Here is a 14,652-nt window from a genome sequence, read left to right on the forward strand (position 1 = left end):
GCCTGCGCCCGGAGCACGTAGAATCGGGTCATGATCGCGCCCGTCTCCGCCAGCATCGCCGACCCCGACTCCACGGGCGGCGGCACCTCGGTCCTCGACCGCGAGCTCGAGAAGCTCCTGCAAGACGAGGCGATCGAGCCTGGCGATCACGAGCGCTTCTCGCACTACGTGAAGAAGGAGAAGATCCTCGAGTCCGCGATGACCGGCAAGCCGGTCAAGGCGCTCTGCGGCAAGAAGTGGACCCCGGGCCGCGACCCCGAGAAGTTCCCGGTGTGCCCGACCTGCAAAGAGATCTACGAGCGCATGAAGAAGGGCTGAGCCCGACTCGGCTCCGGCCTCGGCAGACGCGTCACCGGACGGCCGCCAGGCTGTGCCTCACCGGTAGCTGGTCGGGATCGCGGCCTCGCCGCGGCCCAGACGGAACGCCTCGATCGGCAGTTCCTGCATCGCCTCCGCGCGATGCGCCCGCGCGGCCGCGGTGCCGGCGGTGCCCAGGTGGGCGGCATCCGCGACGCCGTCGCGCATGAGCGGCACCATGAGCGCGCGCAGACGCGAGCCCGGTTCGAACTCGGCCGCACCGCCGGGCCCGTCTCCGACGAAGACGAGCTCTTCGCGCGCGGTTCGCGTGGAATCGAGCCGTCGAGCCGCGTTCTTGCGCCCCCCGACGCTCGCCTTCGCCGTCGAGGCCTTCGCGACCGCGACCCACTCGCCCGCGTCGTCGCGGCGGGCGACCAGCTTGTAGACCATGCCCGCGGCGGGCGCGCCCGATCCGGTGACGACCGAGGTGCCCACGCCGTAGGAATCCACCGGTGCCCCCGAGAGGCCGGCGATGGTGAACTCGTCGAGGTCGCTCGTGACGGTGATCTTCGTGTGCACCGCACCGAGGTCGTCGAGCTGTTCGCGCACCGCGGCGACCACGGTGGGCAGGTCGCCGGAGTCGATGCGGACCGCGCCGAGCTCGGGCCCGGCCACGCGCACCGCGAGCTCGACGCCCTCGCGGATGTCGTAGGTGTCGACGAGGAGCGTGGTCTTCGGGCCGAATGCCGCGACCTGCGCCCGGAAGGCATCCTCTTCCGAGTCGTGCAGCAGGGTGAACGCGTGCGCGGCGGTGCCCATGGTCGGGATGCCCCAGGTGCGGCCCGCCTCGAGGTTCGAGGTCGCGTCGAAGCCGCCGATGTACGCGGCACGCGCGGCGGCGACGGCCGAACGCTCGTTGGTGCGCCGCGACCCCATCTCGGCGATCGGCCTGCCGAGCGCGACCGACGCCATGCGGGCCGCGGCGCTCGCGACGGACGAGTCGAAGTTGAGGGTCGAGAGCACGAGCGTCTCGAGCACGACGGCCTCGGCGAAACTCGCCTCGATGCTGAGCAGCGGGGACCCGGGGAAGTAGACCTCGCCCTCGCGGTAGCCGTGGATGTCGCCGCTGAAACGGTAGTCGGCGAGCCAGTCGAGCGTCTCGGGCCGCACGACCTCGTGCTCGCGCAGCCAGTCGAGCTCGGGGTCCTCGAAGCGGAAGCGATCGATCAACTCGAGCAGGCGGCCCGTGCCCGCGACGACGCCGTAGCGGCGACCGTCGGGCAGGCGGCGCGCGAAGGCCTCGAAGAGGCTCTCCCGATGCGCGGTGCCGTCGCGGAGCGCGGCATCCACCATGGTGAGCTCGTATCGATCGGTGAACAACGCAGCTGACCCGGTCACCCGGTCAGCCTACTTGCCCGGTGGGCGTGGTCACGCCGCCCTCGCCTAAGCTGGTCAGTTGTGACGGATGCACCGATCGGGATCTTCGACTCCGGCGTCGGCGGGCTCACGGTGGCCCGAGCCGTGAAAGACCAGCTGCCCAACGAGTCGATCCTCTACATCGGCGACCTCGAGCACTCGCCGTACGGCCCGAAGCGCATCGCCGACGTCCGCGGCTACGCGCTCGCGGTCCTCGACGACCTCGTCGCGCAGGGCGTGAAGATGCTCGTCATCGCCTGCAACACGGCATCCTCCGCCATGCTGCGCGACGCGCGCGAACGCTACGAGGTGCCGGTGGTCGAGGTGATTCAGCCGGCCGTGCGCCGTGCCGTGGCGACGACCCGCAACGGCCGGGTCGGGGTCATCGGCACGGCCGGCACGATCTCGTCGCGCGCCTACGACGACGCGTTCGCGGCCGCGCCCCACCTCGACCTGCACACGGTCGCCTGCCCGCGGTTCGTCGAGTTCGTCGAGGCGGGCGTCACGAGCGGCGACGAACTGCTCGCCGTCGCCGAGGAGTACCTCGCGCCGCTCCGCACGGCCGACGTCGACACCCTGGTGCTCGGTTGCACGCACTACCCGTTCCTGAAGGGTGCGATCTCGTACGTCATGGGCGAGCGGGTGTCGCTCGTGTCGAGCGACGTCGAGACCGCCAACGACGTCTACCGCGTGCTGGTGAGCACCGGCATGGAGCGCCGCGCCGCGACACCGCCCACCTACCGCTACGAGGCGACGGGCGGCTCCACGAGCGCGTTCCTCGACCTCGCCCACCGACTCATCGCCCCCGAGATCCCGAGCGTCGAGCTCGTGCACACGGGTGCCGTGACCATCCCCGACCGCGCCGTCATCGAGCGCGGCCGACTTCGACAGGAGAACGCATGACCGAGGCATCCGCCCCCATCGTCCGCGCCGACGGCCGCGCCCCCGACGACCTGCGCGAGGTGCGCATCGAGCGCGGCTGGAGCGAGCACGCCGAGGGCAGCGCGCTGATCTCGTTCGGCCGCACGAAGGTGCTCTGCACGGCGAGCTTCACGAACGGCGTCCCGCGATGGCTGGCCGGCAAGGGCAAGGGCTGGGTCACCGCCGAGTACGCCATGCTGCCGCGCGCCACGAACACGCGCAACGACCGCGAGGCCGTGAAGGGCCGCATCGGCGGCCGCACGCACGAGATCAGCCGCCTCATCGGCCGGAGCCTGCGCGCCGTGGTCGACATGAAGGGGCTCGGCGAGAACACGATCCAGATCGACTGCGACGTGCTCCAGGCCGACGGCGGCACGCGCACCGCGGCGATCACCGGCGCGTACGTCGCCATGGCCGACGCGATCGAGTGGGCGCGCGGCAAGAAGTTCATCGGCCAGAAGGCGACGCCGCTCATCGACACCGTCTCGGCCGTGTCGGTCGGCATCATCGACGGCACGCCCATGCTCGACCTCGCGTACGTCGAGGACGTGCGCGCCGAGACCGACATGAACGTCGTCGCGACGGGTCGCGGGCTCTTCGTCGAGGTGCAGGGCACCGCCGAGGGCGCGCCGTTCGACCGCCGCGAGCTCGACGCGCTGCTCGACCTCGCGCTCGCCGGCACCGCGTCGCTGACCGAGATCCAGCAGGCCGTGCTCGCCGAGTCGCTCTCCCGCGCATGAGCCTCGAGTTCGTGCTCGCGACCCACAACGCGCACAAGGTCGCCGAGTTCCAGCGCATCATCGGCGAGCGGATGCCGCAGGCCGTCGTCGTCTCGTACGACGGGCCCGAGCCCGTCGAAGACGGCGTGACGTTCGCCGCCAACGCCCTCATCAAGGCGCGCACGGCGGCGGCGCACACCGGGCGCGTCGCCCTCGCCGACGACTCGGGCATCGTGGTCGACGTGCTGGGCGAAGCCCCCGGCATCCTCTCGGCGCGCTGGGCGGGGCACCGGGCCGGCGACGAGGCGAACCGGCGACTCCTCCTCGATCAGCTGAGCGACATCGCCCGACCGAATCGCGGGGCCGAGTTCCGGTGCACGATCGCGCTCGTCGTGCCGGATCCGCTCATCGCGGGCGGCTCCGAGTTCGTCGCCGAGGGGCGTTGGCGCGGCGAGATCACCTATGAGCCGCGCGGCTCCCACGGATTCGGCTACGACCCCGTCTTCGAGCCCGACGGCCTCGAACGCACGGCGGCCGAACTGCTGCCCGAGGAGAAGAACGCGATGAGCCATCGCGCCCTCGCGTTCGTCGAGCTGTTGCCCGAGCTCGAGCGGGTGGCCGCACTCATCGGCGAGCCGACCTCCTGATTCCGTCCAGCCCGGCGTCGCTGAGAACGCGACTCATTCCCATCACCGGCACGACGCGGCATCCGCGCCTACGCTGGACGTGATGGCTCATTCGCACGATCACTCCCATGCGCACGGCGCGGCGAATCGCACCAGGCTCTGGATCGCGATCGCGATCATCGGCGCGTTCCTGGTGGTGCAGGTCGTCGGGGCCGTGCTCACCGGCTCGCTGGCGCTGCTCGCCGACGCCGGCCACATGTCGAGCGACCTCATCGGACTCGTCGTGGCGCTCGTCGCGGCGTTCGTCGCGTCCAGACCCGCGACCGACCGCCAGACCTACGGGTACCGGCGGGCCGAGGTGCTCGGGGCGCTCGTCAACGGGGTGATCCTCACCGTGGTCGCGGTCACGGTCGCGGTCTCGGCGATCACGCGCCTCGTCGAGGGGGGTTCGGGCGAGGCGCACGAGGTCGCGGGCGGGGGCATGCTGCTCGTCGGCATCGCCGGGCTCGTCGCGAACATCGCCGCGATGCTCGTGCTGCGCGGCGGCGCGAAGGACTCGATCAACCTGCGCGGCGCCTACCTGGAGGTGCTCGGCGACCTCATCGGCTCGGTGCTCGTCATCGCCGCCGCGGTCGTGATCGTGCTCACCGGGTTCGACGCGGCCGACCCCATCGCCTCGATCGGCATCGCGGTGCTCATCGTGCCGCGCGCCATCTCGCTGCTGCGCGACGTCGTGCACGTGCTCTTCGAATCGGCCCCGGCCGACACCGATGTCGCCGAGATCCGCGAGCACCTGCTCGGCACGCCCGGCGTGGTGGCGGTGCACGACGTGCACGTCTGGCAGATCACCTCGGGCCAGCCGGTGTTCTCGGCCCACGTCGAGGTCGAGCCCGACGTGTTCGCCTCAGGACGCACCGGAGCCCTGCTCGACGCACTCGGCGGATGCCTCAGCGAGCACTTCGACGTCGAGCACTCGACATTCCAGCTCGAACCGGCCGGCCGTGCGGAGCAGGAACAGGGCTCGCACCGCTAGCTCGCGGCATCCGCTCGATTCAGCGCTCGCGGTGGTCTTCGGGCCCGCGCTCGAAGACATCGGCATCGAGCACGAGGTGCTCGGCCTCGTCTTCGTCGGTGATGACGTCTTCGCCCGCGGACTCGGCCTTGCGGGCCTTCGACCGCTCGCGGAGGTAGTGCCACAGCGTGATGAGCGCCGTGCCGCCGACCGCGGCGAGCAGGATGAGGTCGATGTACTCCTTGACGAAGTCGGCGACGGGCGGGATGTAGCCGAGGAGGAAGCCGAAGTAGGTGAGCCCCGCACCCCAGATGAGCGCGCCGATCAGGTTGTACAGCGTGTACTTGCGGTAGTTCATGTGGCCGACGCCCGCGGCGACCGGGGCGAAGGTGCGCACGACGGGCACGAAGCGGGCGAGGATGATGGCGAGGGCGCCGAAGCGCTCGAAGAAGGCGTTCGTGCGCTCGACGTTCTTGACGCTGAAGACGCCGGACTCCTTGCGTTCGAAGACCGCCGGGCCCGCCTTGTGGCCGATGAGGTAGCCGACCTCGCCGCCGAGGAAGGCCGCGAATCCGATGGCCAGGCACACCCACCAGATGTCGACGCCGAACACGAGCGACGTGTGGGTGAGCAGGCCCGAGATGACGAGCAGCGTGTCGCCCGGGAGGAGGAACCCGACGAGGAGCCCGGTCTCGGCGAAGACGATCGCGCACACGACCAGCAGCGCCCACGGCCCGGCGCCGCCGATGATGGTCTCGGGATCGAGCCATGGGATGAGTGCGGTGTTGATCACGGGGAACGTGCTCCTGTCGTCGGACACGGCGGATGCCAGGTCGCCGGCGGCGTGGTGTCGCTGAAGTCTACCGGCCCGATCCGCCTGCCGACTGGGGGAGAACCCTGAAATCATCCCGGAGGATGAGACGCGGCGCCGGGGCATCCGCTCGGCGAACGGATGCCCCGGCGCCGCGTCTTCGCGCAGCCCCGGACGGGCTCGGCGTCAGGCCGCGAGGGCCTCGAAGATCGCCCCGTTCAAGCGGAAGGAGGCCTTGGCCTCGTCGATGAGCACGTCGACCTGACCGGGCTGCAGCGCGAGGGCGTTCATGGCCTCGCGGTAGCGGCGCTTGTAGCGCACCGGCCCCTCGTCGCCGAGGTCGAAGTCGTAGAAGCTGAGCTGCTCGGGGGTCGCGCCGTAGTGCCGGCCGACGAGCGCGGCGATCGCCTGGCCGCCCGAGAGGTCGCCGAGGTAGCGCGTGTAGTGGTGCGCGAGGTAGCGCACGTCGTCGTCGGAGACCTCGTGCAGATGCGCGACGTAGGCCGTCGTCGCCGGCAGCGGCGGGTGGGTCTCGCGCCAGTCTGCGGCGCCGAGGGCGGCGAGGTCGGCCTCGATCGCGTCGAGGCGTGCGAGCGTCGGGTCGAAGACCTCGGGATCGCCCTCGCGGCTCCCGCGCGCCTCGAGCGCCTCGTAGACCCAGGCGAACTGCGCGAGGTAGCGCGTGTAGTCGTCGAGGGAGAGCTCGCCGCCCATGAGCCTGGTGATGAACCCGCGCGTCTCGGCGTTGCGGTGGTCTTCGGCGGTCGCGGCGCGCACGAGGGCAGCGACGTCGAGCGGTTCGGTGGCCGATGCGGTCTCGGCGGGGGGTGCGATGGTCATCGGGCGGATCCTTCATCGGGTTCGGAGGTAAGGCTTACCTTACAGCGTAGCCGCCGCCTGCTCGCGTGTCACGAGATGTCGGACGTCGCGGGTAGCGTCACCCGCATGGAGTTCGGGTTCATCTACACCGGTGACGATCCCGTGGTTGCGGTCGACCTCGCCGCGCTCGCCGAGCGGCACGGCTGGCACGGCTTCTTCGTGTGGGAGGGCATCTGGGCGACCGATCCGTGGGCGACCCTCGCGGCCGCCGCCGTGACGACGACGGCCATCCGGCTCGGCACCATGCTCACGCCCGTTCCCCGCCGCCGGCCGTGGGAGCTCGCAGGCCAGACGATGACGGTCGACCGACTCTCGGGCGGTCGGGTCGTCCTCTCGGCGGGGCTCGGCGTTCCCGAGGCCGTCGAGCCGCGGTTCTGGCTCTTCGAGTCCGATCCCGGCCGCCGCGAGCGCGCCGAACGGCTCGACGAGTCGCTCGACCTGCTCGGGCACCTCTGGCGCGGCGAGCCGTTCTCCTACGACGGCGCCCACTACCGCGCGGCGAAGACCGACCGCATGCTCCCTCCGCCCACCGTGCAGCGGCCGGGCATCCCCACCTGGGTCGTCGGCGTGTGGCCCCGGCCGAAGTCGATGCGGCGTGCCGCGCTCGCCGACGGGTGGATCCCGAACTACGCGCCGCCCGGCGTCGAGATCACGCCCGAGGCATCCGGGTACACCCCCGAGGTCGCGGCCGAGGCCATCGCCTGGATCCGACGCGAGCGCGAGGCGGCGGGCATCGCCGACCGCCCGTATGCCATCACCCAAGAGGGCACGACGAGCAGCACGGATGCCGCGGCCGCGGCCGACACCGTCCGGCCATGGGCCGAGGCGGGCGTCACCTGGTGGCTCGAGTCCGACTGGAGCGTGCCCGCCGCGCAGATCGAGGAGCGAGCACGGGCACGCCTCGAGGCCGGCCCGCCGTCGGTCTGAGCCGCGCCTCGACGCCTCCTCGGCGTCAGTCGCGCGCGAGCACGGTGCCGCACCGCCAGCAGGGGGTCGAGCCGACGCCTTCGACGAGGGCGCCGCACTCGTCGCAGACCCGCGAGAGCCAGCACACGGCGTCGCCGCCGTCGGGCGGCGTCACATTCGACGGGGCGTCAGACACGCCCCAATAGTCTCAGCTGGTGACCTCCGAACGCCACGTCGTCGTCGAGCCGAGCGTGCTCTACGTCGGCACGCCCGCCTACCTGATCGCGACCGGCAACCCCGACGGGACGCCGAACCTCGCGCCGGCCTCGTCGTACTGGGCGCTCGGCCGCATGCTCGTGCTCGGCATCGAGGTCGACGGGCAGACGGCGGCCAACCTGCGCGAACGGCCCGACATCACGGTCAACTTCCCGTCGGGCGACCTGTGGCGTTCGCTCGTGCGGCTGTCGAGCCTCACCGGGCGCGACCCCGTGCCCGAGGGCAAGCGGCGCCGCTACCGGTTCGAACGCGACAAGTTCGCCGCGGCGGGTCTGACGCCCCAGCCGTCGGAGCTCGTGGTGCCGCCGAGAGTGCTCGAGTGCCGGTTGCAGTTCGAGGCGCGCGTGCGACGCACCACGCCCGGACTCGACGGCAGCTACCTCATGGTCGAGGCCGAGGTGCTGCGCGTGCACGCCGATCCGGCGATCCTCGACCCGACGGGGGAGCACATCGACCCGACCCTGTGGAATCCGATCGTCTACGCTTTTCGCCACTTCTTCGAACGCGGTGCCGAGGTCGGCTGGCTGGCCTCGAGCCCGACGGCGCGGCATCCGCCCGTGCTCGACTGACCGGGGCCGCGGCGACGTCGAACGAGTGCGGAAGGAGGGACTTGAACCCTCACGCCCGAAGGCACAGGAACCTAAATCCTGCGTGTCTGCCGATTTCACCACTCCCGCGAGTGCCCGTTCAGTCTAGGCGCGGGCGGGCGACGCACGGGCGGCGGAGCGGGCCGGGCGGGGCCGGGCCGACCCGGGTTGAGCGGTCGGGCATGCCGTGAGGGGATGCCGCCGCGCGAGGTCTGTGGATAACTCCGCGGCTCCCGTGCAGGGGTCATCCAAGATGGTGGGCATGACCGACGCCGTGCGCACCATCACCGACCGCGTGCGCACCCGCGTGCTGCGCGAGGGCGTCGACCTCACGCGCGACGGCACCGCGGCGGCACGATTCACGCGCGAAGAGGTGCGGCGCTACAGCGAGCGCGCACTGGCGGGCACGCATTCGCAGCCCATCGACGAGCTCGCCACCGTGCGAGAGGTCGAGGCGGCCATCACGGGCTACGGGCCGCTGCAACCCTACTTCGACGACCCGGGCGTCGAAGAGATCTGGATCAACGGCCCCACCCGCGTCTTCATCGCGCGCAACGGCGTCGCCGAACTCACGACGGTCGTGCTCGGCGATCGCGAAGTGCGCGAGCTCGTCGAGCGCATGCTCCAGCACAGCGGCCGACGTGTCGACCTGAGCTCGCCGTTCGTCGACGCGTCGCTTCCCGACGGTTCGCGCCTCCACGTCGCGATCCCCGATGTCGCCCGCGCCCACTGGGCGGTGAACATCCGCAAGTTCCAGCGGCGCATCCGAACGCTCGAGGCGCTCGTCGGCCTCGGCTCGCTCACCGCCGAGGCCGCCGACTTCCTTCGCGCGAGCGTCGTCGCCGGTGCGAACACGCTCGTCTCCGGGGCGACCCACACGGGCAAGACCACGATGCTGAACGCCCTCATGTCGGCGGCTCGCGTCGACGAACGCGTCATCACGATCGAGGAGACGTTCGAACTCGATCTCGATGTGCGCGACCTCGTCTCGCTGCAGTGCCGGCAACCGAGTCTCGAAGGCACCGGCGAGATCTCGCTACGGCGTCTCATCAAGGAGTCGCTGCGCATGCGGCCCGACCGCCTCATCGTCGGCGAGGTGCGCGAAGCAGAGAGCCTCGATCTGCTCATCGCCCTCAACTCGGGCCTGCCCGGCATGTGCACGATCCACGCCAACTCGGCGCGTGACGCGCTCACGAAGCTCTGCACGCTTCCCCTCCTCGCGGGCCGCAACATCGACGCCTCCTTCGTCGTGCCGACCGTGGCCGGGTGCATCGACCTCGTGGTCCATCTCGGCATCGATGCGCGTGGCCGACGCCGGGTCGTCGAGATCGTCGCGCCGACGGGCGAGACCTCGCTCGGCGCCGTCGAGGCCGATCCGCTGTTCACGACCGTCGACGGCGAGCTCCGGCCGACCGGCCTCCGACCTCGACGCGCAGAGAAGTTCGTCGTCGCCGAACCCGGGCGTGCGGTCGGCGGGGTGAGCGCATGAGCCTCGTCGTGGGGGCGCTCCTCGGCGTCGGCCTGCTCCTCGTCGTCGCACCGATCCTGTGGCCCGCGAACGCCGGAGCCGTCGAGCGACGCCCGTCGGCGATCGGCAGGCGGCTGCGTGACGACCTTTCGCTCGCCGGGCTCGCCGACGTGCCGCTTCCCGTCATCCTGATCGTGTGCGTCGTGATCTCGGTCGCGCTCGGCGCGATCGCGCATGCCGTCATGCAGGTCCCCACCATCACCGTCGTCGCCGCCCTGCTCGGGGCGGCTGCCGCGCCGCTCGCGATCAAGGCGCGCGCAGACCGGCGGCGGGCGACGAACCGATCCGTATGGCCCGACGTGGTCGACCACCTCGTGGCTTCCGTCCGCTCCGGCATGCCGCTTCCCGAGAGCGTCGGCTCGCTCGGCTCGCTCGGTCCGGCGTCGACCCGGCCGGCGTTCGCGAAGTTCGACGCCGAGTACCAGCGCACCGGCAACTTCGGCCGCTGTCTCGACGCGCTGAAGGCGACGCTCGCCGATCCCGTGAGCGACCGCATCCTCGAGACGCTCCGCATGGCCCGCGAGGTCGGCGGAACTGAGCTGACCGCCGTTCTCCGCAGTCTCGCCGGCTACCTCCGCGAAGACGCGGCGCTGCGCGCCGAGGTGGTCGCGCGGCAGTCCTGGATCCGCAATGCCGCGCGGCTCGGCGTGGCCGCGCCGTGGGCGCTGCTCGTCGTGCTCTCGTCGCGGCCCGAGACGCTCGTCGCCTACAGTTCGCCGGCCGGTGCCGTGCTCATCGTCGTCGGCGTCATCGTCACGGTCGTCGCATACCTGTCCATGACCGCGCTCGGTCGTCTCCCCGAGGAGCGGCGATGGTTCCGCTGAACGCGACCGCCGCGGTCGCCCTGCTCATCGGTGTCGTGTTCGGCGTCGGTGCCTGGCTCGTGGTGAGCGCGATCCCGCGCATCGGGCGGCCGCGATTGGCCGAACGCGTCGCGCCCTACGTCGCCGACGTCTCCGACGAGGCGCGAGCCATGCTCGCGCGTCGTCCCGCCGATCCCGGCCCGGTGTTCGGCGTCGTCTTCGGTCCGTTCGAGCGACGGATCCGTGGGCTCGTGGCGAACTGGCTGGGCGGCGGCGACGTGATCGCCCGTCGACTTCGACAGGCCGGCGAGTCGATCGGCGTCGAGCGTTTCCGGGCCGAGCAGCTCGCGTGGGGCGCGACGTCCTTCGCCGTCGCGACGGGCCTCGCGCTCTGGGCGCCCGGTCTCGCCATGCTGCCCGCCTCCGTCCGCGTGGCGACTCCGCTCCTCGCGGCCGTCGGCGGAGTGCTGGCCCGCGAATGGGTCCTGCAGCGTCGGGCGCGGCAACGACTGGCGCGCATCACCGACGAACTGCCGACCGTGCTCGAGTTCCTGACCCTGAGCCTGACCGCCGGAGAGAGCATGCTCGACGCGATCCGAAGGGTCGCCCGCACCGGCTCCGGCGAGCTCTCGCGCGAGTTCGCGGCGGTGGTCGCGGCCGTCGGTGCCGGTGTGCCGATGACGACGGCGATCAGCGAACTCCGTGACGACCTCGATCACGCCGCGCTCTCCCGTGCCCTCGACCAGGTGCTCGGCGCCCTCGACCGCGGAGCCCCGCTCGCGTCGGTGCTCGCCGCCCAGGCCGGTGACGCCCGCGAACAGGCCAAGCGCACCATCATCGAGCTCGCCGGACGCAAAGAGATCGCGATGCTCGTGCCGCTCGTGTTCCTCATCCTCCCCATCACCATCGCCTTCGCCCTGCTTCCCGGCTACCTCGTGCTGCAGACGGGCTTCTGATGCACCTCATCCATCCCGATACCCCGCGGCGCTCGTCGATCGCCGCTGAAAGGACTCACCATGCGCTCCCTGCTCGCAACCTTCGCCCGCCTCGACGAGGAGCGTGGAGACGTGCCCGGTTGGGTGCTCATCACGCTCATGACCGCCGGGCTGGTGCTGTTGATCTGGGGTCTCGCAGGTCCGGCGCTCGAGGGCGTCTTCCAGCAGGCGATCGATCGGGTCAGCGGAATCTGACTGCCAGGCCCGGCCCGGCGGGCGTGCGCGGGAGGTTCCGGGGGCTGGCCGGTCCCATGCGCGATGAACGCGGCTCGGCGATCGCCGAGTTCACCCTCGTCGGCGTGCTCCTGGTCGTGCTCGCGCTCGCCGTCGTGCAGCTCGCGCTCGCACTGCACGTGCGCAACACCCTGCTCGACGCGGCCGCAGAGGGGGCTCGCTTCGCCGCGCTCGCCGGAGCGTCGCCCGCCGAGGGCGCCGAGCGCACACGCGACCTCATCGCCGCGGCGATCTCGTCGACGTACGCCGAAGACGTCACCGGCGCGACCGCCTCGATCGGCGGCGTCCCCGGCGTCGAGATCACGGTGCGGGCCACGCTCCCGGTCATCGGCCTCATCGGCGTCGCGAACGGACTGGAGGTCGAGGGGCATGCGCCGCTCGAATCCGTGGGTTGAGGTGCGCCGAACCGCGCGAGACGGCCTGCGAGCGGCGGCAGACGAGGCGGGCTCGGCCTCCCTCGAGTTCCTCACGGTCGGTCTGCTCCTGTTCGTGCCGATCGTCTACCTGATCCTGAGCATGTCGGCGATCCAGGCGGGAGCATTCGCGGTCGAGGGCGCTGCGCGGCACGCCGCCCGCCTGTCGGCCGGCGGCGCCTCCTCGGCGGGTCCGGGCTCGATCGAATCGGCGGTCCGCATCATCCTCGACGACTACGGCGTCGACGCGAGTTCCGCCGCCGTCACCATCGACTGCGAGACGGCGACCTGCGATCAGGCCGGCGAACGCGTCGAGGTCTCGGTGCGGGCACGCATCCCGCTCCCGCTCGCGCCCGAGATGTTCGGTGCGACGCTCACGAGCGTTCCGGTCGAGGCGACGGCGACAGCCCAGGTGTCGCGATTCGCGGTGGCCCGATGAGGCGGCGCGGGGGTGGCCGCTCCGCCGCCGACGAAGAGGGCTCGACCCTGCTCATCGCCATCTTCCTGTCGGTCCTCGCGATTCTTATCGTGTTCGTCGTCGTCGCCGCATCCTCGCTCTATCTCGAGCGCAAACGCCTCTTCACGCTCGCCGACGCCGCAGCGCTCGCCGGGGCCGAGGCCTGGAATCTCGATGCCGTCTCCCTCCGAGACGACACCCTCGACCTCGAGCTCCGATCAGACGCGGTTCGGCAGGCCGCCGCGACGTACCTCGGCGACGCGGCCGGCGCCGACGGCGTCGAACTCGTCACCGCCGTCTCGCACGACGGACGAAGCTCCACGGTCACCCTGCGCGGCGAATGGCACTCGCCGATCTCGACCGACCTGCTGCCGCTCAGCGTGCCCATCGAGGTCACGGCGACGGCGCGCTCGGTTTTCCACTGACCGGCTTCCCAGGCGGCCGCGCACCGGCGTGCGGCACGTACCGGGGCACGTAGCGCCACAGGATCGCCGCGCCGACGAAGCCGAGCACACCCATCGTCGCGCTCGCGACCATGATCGACGACGCCGAGATGAGCGCCGCGATCGCGAGCGGAGCGCCGGCCTGACCGGCATCCGCGATGGTGCGGAACGCACCCAGGAACGGCGCCGGGTTCGCCTTCGGCGCCAGATCGGCCCCGAGCGTGAGGATCACGCCGCTCGACAGCCCGTTCGCGACGCCGAACAGCAGCGCGATCACCGTGAACCACACCCCGGCGGCCGGGGAATCACGCGTGAACGCGAGCACCAGATGCCCGACGCCCAAGCCGAGCAGGCCCGGGATCGCGCTCCACAGACGCCCGAACCGGTCCATGACCTGCCCGCTGACGTAGAAGAGCGCGAAGTCGATCGTCGCCGACACGCCGATCACGAGAGCCGCCGCCTCGGGAGCCATGCCGATCGAGACCGCCCACAGCGGCAGGATCACCATGCGGCTCGCGCGCAACGCCGCGAGCAGCCCGACCCCCGTGCCGATGCGCGCGAGCACCGCACGATGCGTCGCGATCGCACGGAAGACGCCGTGCGACGCCGCATCGGCCTCGCGGCGACCGGGACTCTCGGTCGCCTCGGCGCCGCCGGGAGCACGGGACGCGGCCGCGGCATCCGACGCTTCTGCCCGCGTCTGCCTGGCGGAGCCGAACACGCGCTCGGGATCGGGAAGCACGAGCAGCACGACGACGACCACGAGGCAGGCCGCGACGAGCACCCAGAAGACGTTCTCGCTCGCCCCCGTCGTGGCGAGCAGCGCCGCTGCGATGAACGGGCCCACGGCCCAGCCCCCGCGGAACACGCCCGCGAGGGTCGAGAGCGCGCGAGCCCGCACCCGCTCGGGGACATAGCTCGTCAGGAACGCATGCCGCGCGAGGCCGAACACCGCCGTCGCGAGCCCGACGAGGAGGATCCCGATGCCGAGCGCGGGCAGCGTGGGGGAGAGCAGGGCGACGAGCACGCCGATCGCGGCCAGCGCCGACGCGCCGATCATGGACGCACGCTCGCCGATGCGGGCGACGAGCCAGCCCGCCGGCAGGTCGCCGAGGAGTTCGCCGACCATGATCATCGCGGCGATCAGCCCGGCAAGCGCGATCGAGGCGCCGCGCTCGGTCGCCACGACCGGGATGACCGGGATGATCGCGCCCTCGCCGATCGAGAAGAGCAGCGTCGGCAGGTAGGCCGGGAGGACGATCGAACGCCAGCTGAACGAGGGCGTGGTGACGGTCATCGCCTTCGACGCTACACCGGCGACCCCGCCGT

19 protein-coding genes and 1 tRNA gene are annotated in these 14,652 nt (G+C 71.6%); 14 read left to right on the forward strand and 6 right to left on the reverse strand.

Annotated features, from left to right (window positions below; all coding sequences use genetic code 11):
* Window positions 1-30 precede the first annotated feature (30 nt).
* Complete coding sequence (locus GQQ92_RS02050; RefSeq protein WP_156997561.1) at window positions 31-318, forward strand: DUF3039 domain-containing protein; 288 nt, start codon at window positions 31-33, stop codon at window positions 316-318.
* Window positions 319-375: 57 nt separating this feature from the next.
* Here the strand turns inward: GQQ92_RS02050 and GQQ92_RS02055 are convergent, their stop codons facing one another.
* Window positions 376-1,695: a nicotinate phosphoribosyltransferase gene (locus tag GQQ92_RS02055; RefSeq protein WP_156997562.1), complete on the reverse strand. Its 1,320-nt coding sequence runs from the start codon at window positions 1,693-1,695 to the stop codon at window positions 376-378.
* A gap of 60 nt (window positions 1,696-1,755) precedes the next feature.
* On the opposite strand from GQQ92_RS02055, the gene murI reads away from it, so the two are divergent.
* The 4 genes from murI to GQQ92_RS02075 all read left to right on the forward strand — a co-directional run bounded on the left by murI (window position 1,756) and on the right by GQQ92_RS02075 (window position 5,012).
* Window positions 1,756-2,616, forward strand: coding sequence for a glutamate racemase (gene murI, locus GQQ92_RS02060; RefSeq protein WP_156997563.1), 861 nt, complete (start codon window positions 1,756-1,758; stop codon window positions 2,614-2,616).
* Entirely contained in the window at window positions 2,613-3,374 is a 762-nt protein-coding gene (rph, locus tag GQQ92_RS02065) for a ribonuclease PH (protein ID WP_156997564.1), read from the forward strand. The genes murI and rph overlap by 4 nt, the downstream gene beginning before the upstream one ends.
* Window positions 3,371-4,000 (forward strand): RdgB/HAM1 family non-canonical purine NTP pyrophosphatase, encoded by a 630-nt coding sequence (rdgB, locus tag GQQ92_RS02070; RefSeq protein WP_156997565.1) that lies wholly within the window; start codon window positions 3,371-3,373, stop codon window positions 3,998-4,000. Before rph ends, rdgB begins: the two co-directional genes overlap by 4 nt.
* Before the next feature lie 82 nt (window positions 4,001-4,082).
* A complete protein-coding gene (locus GQQ92_RS02075; protein ID WP_156997566.1) occupies window positions 4,083-5,012 on the forward strand; it encodes a cation diffusion facilitator family transporter in 930 nt (309 codons plus the stop codon).
* 19 nt (window positions 5,013-5,031) lie between these two features.
* On the opposite strand, the gene GQQ92_RS02080 is transcribed toward GQQ92_RS02075, so the two are convergent.
* The gene (locus tag GQQ92_RS02080) at window positions 5,032-5,784 is read right to left on the reverse strand and encodes a DedA family protein (protein WP_156998125.1); all 753 of its coding nucleotides are present in this window, start codon (window positions 5,782-5,784) and stop codon (window positions 5,032-5,034) included.
* 204 nt (window positions 5,785-5,988) lie between these two features.
* Entirely contained in the window at window positions 5,989-6,642 is a 654-nt protein-coding gene (locus GQQ92_RS02085) for a biliverdin-producing heme oxygenase (protein ID WP_156997567.1), read from the reverse strand.
* A 105-nt stretch (window positions 6,643-6,747) separates the two neighbouring features.
* Here GQQ92_RS02085 and GQQ92_RS02090 point away from each other — a divergent pair, with 105 nt between their 5' ends.
* Window positions 6,748-7,608 carry an LLM class flavin-dependent oxidoreductase gene (locus GQQ92_RS02090; RefSeq protein WP_156997568.1) on the forward strand — a complete coding sequence of 287 codons (861 nt, stop codon included), beginning with the start codon at window positions 6,748-6,750 and terminating at the stop codon, window positions 7,606-7,608.
* Between the two features lie 25 nt (window positions 7,609-7,633).
* On the opposite strand, the gene GQQ92_RS02095 is transcribed toward GQQ92_RS02090, so the two are convergent.
* A complete protein-coding gene (locus GQQ92_RS02095) occupies window positions 7,634-7,783 on the reverse strand; it encodes a hypothetical protein (protein ID WP_156997569.1) in 150 nt (49 codons plus the stop codon).
* 19 nt (window positions 7,784-7,802) lie between these two features.
* On the opposite strand from GQQ92_RS02095, the gene GQQ92_RS02100 reads away from it, so the two are divergent.
* The gene (locus GQQ92_RS02100; RefSeq protein ID WP_197738036.1) at window positions 7,803-8,432 is read left to right on the forward strand and encodes a flavin reductase family protein; all 630 of its coding nucleotides are present in this window, start codon (window positions 7,803-7,805) and stop codon (window positions 8,430-8,432) included.
* A gap of 26 nt (window positions 8,433-8,458) precedes the next feature.
* On the opposite strand, the gene GQQ92_RS02105 is transcribed toward GQQ92_RS02100, so the two are convergent.
* Window positions 8,459-8,540: transfer RNA gene (locus GQQ92_RS02105), tRNA-Leu, on the reverse strand.
* Between the two features lie 172 nt (window positions 8,541-8,712).
* Here GQQ92_RS02105 and GQQ92_RS02110 point away from each other — a divergent pair.
* The 7 genes from GQQ92_RS02110 to GQQ92_RS02135 are packed head-to-tail and all read left to right on the forward strand — an operon-like array spanning window position 8,713 to window position 13,305.
* The gene (locus GQQ92_RS02110) at window positions 8,713-9,939 is read left to right on the forward strand and encodes a CpaF family protein (RefSeq protein ID WP_156997571.1); all 1,227 of its coding nucleotides are present in this window, start codon (window positions 8,713-8,715) and stop codon (window positions 9,937-9,939) included.
* Complete coding sequence (locus GQQ92_RS02115; RefSeq protein WP_156997572.1) at window positions 9,936-10,802, forward strand: type II secretion system F family protein; 867 nt, start codon at window positions 9,936-9,938, stop codon at window positions 10,800-10,802. Before GQQ92_RS02110 ends, GQQ92_RS02115 begins: the two co-directional genes overlap by 4 nt.
* Window positions 10,790-11,737 carry a type II secretion system F family protein gene (locus tag GQQ92_RS02120; RefSeq protein ID WP_156997573.1) on the forward strand — a complete coding sequence of 316 codons (948 nt, stop codon included), beginning with the start codon at window positions 10,790-10,792 and terminating at the stop codon, window positions 11,735-11,737. Before GQQ92_RS02115 ends, GQQ92_RS02120 begins: the two co-directional genes overlap by 13 nt.
* Before the next feature lie 60 nt (window positions 11,738-11,797).
* Window positions 11,798-11,971 (forward strand): hypothetical protein, encoded by a 174-nt coding sequence (locus GQQ92_RS16480; protein WP_197738037.1) that lies wholly within the window; start codon window positions 11,798-11,800, stop codon window positions 11,969-11,971.
* Window positions 11,972-12,027: 56 nt separating this feature from the next.
* Window positions 12,028-12,405, forward strand: a complete 378-nt coding sequence (locus GQQ92_RS02125; protein ID WP_156997574.1) for a TadE/TadG family type IV pilus assembly protein — start codon at window positions 12,028-12,030, stop codon at window positions 12,403-12,405.
* 1 nt (window position 12,406) lies between these two features.
* Complete coding sequence (locus tag GQQ92_RS02130; RefSeq protein ID WP_156997575.1) at window positions 12,407-12,862, forward strand: hypothetical protein; 456 nt, start codon at window positions 12,407-12,409, stop codon at window positions 12,860-12,862.
* Window positions 12,859-13,305, forward strand: coding sequence for a pilus assembly protein TadG-related protein (locus GQQ92_RS02135; RefSeq protein ID WP_156997576.1), 447 nt, complete (start codon window positions 12,859-12,861; stop codon window positions 13,303-13,305). Before GQQ92_RS02130 ends, GQQ92_RS02135 begins: the two co-directional genes overlap by 4 nt.
* Here the strand turns inward: GQQ92_RS02135 and GQQ92_RS02140 are convergent.
* Window positions 13,274-14,620, reverse strand: a complete 1,347-nt coding sequence (locus GQQ92_RS02140) for an MFS transporter (protein WP_156997577.1) — start codon at window positions 14,618-14,620, stop codon at window positions 13,274-13,276. The two genes, GQQ92_RS02135 and GQQ92_RS02140, sit on opposite strands and share 32 nt — an antisense overlap.
* Window positions 14,621-14,652 lie beyond the last annotated feature (32 nt).

It is taken from the genome of Agromyces terreus (assembly GCF_009749465.1).
Lineage (GTDB): Bacteria > Actinomycetota > Actinomycetes > Actinomycetales > Microbacteriaceae > Agromyces > Agromyces terreus.

Excerpts from the sequence above, each read along its gene's own strand:
- rdgB (WP_156997565.1), top strand. The coding sequence starts at position 3,371 with ATGAGCCTCGAGTTCGTGCTCGCGACCCACAACGCGCACAAGGTCGCC.
- GQQ92_RS02050 (WP_156997561.1), top strand. The coding sequence starts at position 31 with ATGATCGCGCCCGTCTCCGCCAGCATCGCCGACCCCGACTCCACGGGC.
- GQQ92_RS16480 (WP_197738037.1), top strand. The coding sequence starts at position 11,798 with ATGCGCTCCCTGCTCGCAACCTTCGCCCGCCTCGACGAGGAGCGTGGA.
- GQQ92_RS02115 (WP_156997572.1), top strand. The coding sequence starts at position 9,936 with ATGAGCCTCGTCGTGGGGGCGCTCCTCGGCGTCGGCCTGCTCCTCGTC.
- GQQ92_RS02135 (WP_156997576.1), top strand. The coding sequence starts at position 12,859 with ATGAGGCGGCGCGGGGGTGGCCGCTCCGCCGCCGACGAAGAGGGCTCG.
- GQQ92_RS02075 (WP_156997566.1), top strand. The coding sequence starts at position 4,083 with ATGGCTCATTCGCACGATCACTCCCATGCGCACGGCGCGGCGAATCGC.
- rph (WP_156997564.1), top strand. The coding sequence starts at position 2,613 with ATGACCGAGGCATCCGCCCCCATCGTCCGCGCCGACGGCCGCGCCCCC.
- GQQ92_RS02090 (WP_156997568.1), top strand. The coding sequence starts at position 6,748 with ATGGAGTTCGGGTTCATCTACACCGGTGACGATCCCGTGGTTGCGGTC.
- GQQ92_RS02125 (WP_156997574.1), top strand. The coding sequence starts at position 12,028 with ATGCGCGATGAACGCGGCTCGGCGATCGCCGAGTTCACCCTCGTCGGC.
- GQQ92_RS02120 (WP_156997573.1), top strand. The coding sequence starts at position 10,790 with ATGGTTCCGCTGAACGCGACCGCCGCGGTCGCCCTGCTCATCGGTGTC.
- GQQ92_RS02140 (WP_156997577.1), bottom strand. The coding sequence starts at position 14,620 with ATGACCGTCACCACGCCCTCGTTCAGCTGGCGTTCGATCGTCCTCCCG.
- GQQ92_RS02085 (WP_156997567.1), bottom strand. The coding sequence starts at position 6,642 with ATGACCATCGCACCCCCCGCCGAGACCGCATCGGCCACCGAACCGCTC.
- GQQ92_RS02110 (WP_156997571.1), top strand. The coding sequence starts at position 8,713 with ATGACCGACGCCGTGCGCACCATCACCGACCGCGTGCGCACCCGCGTG.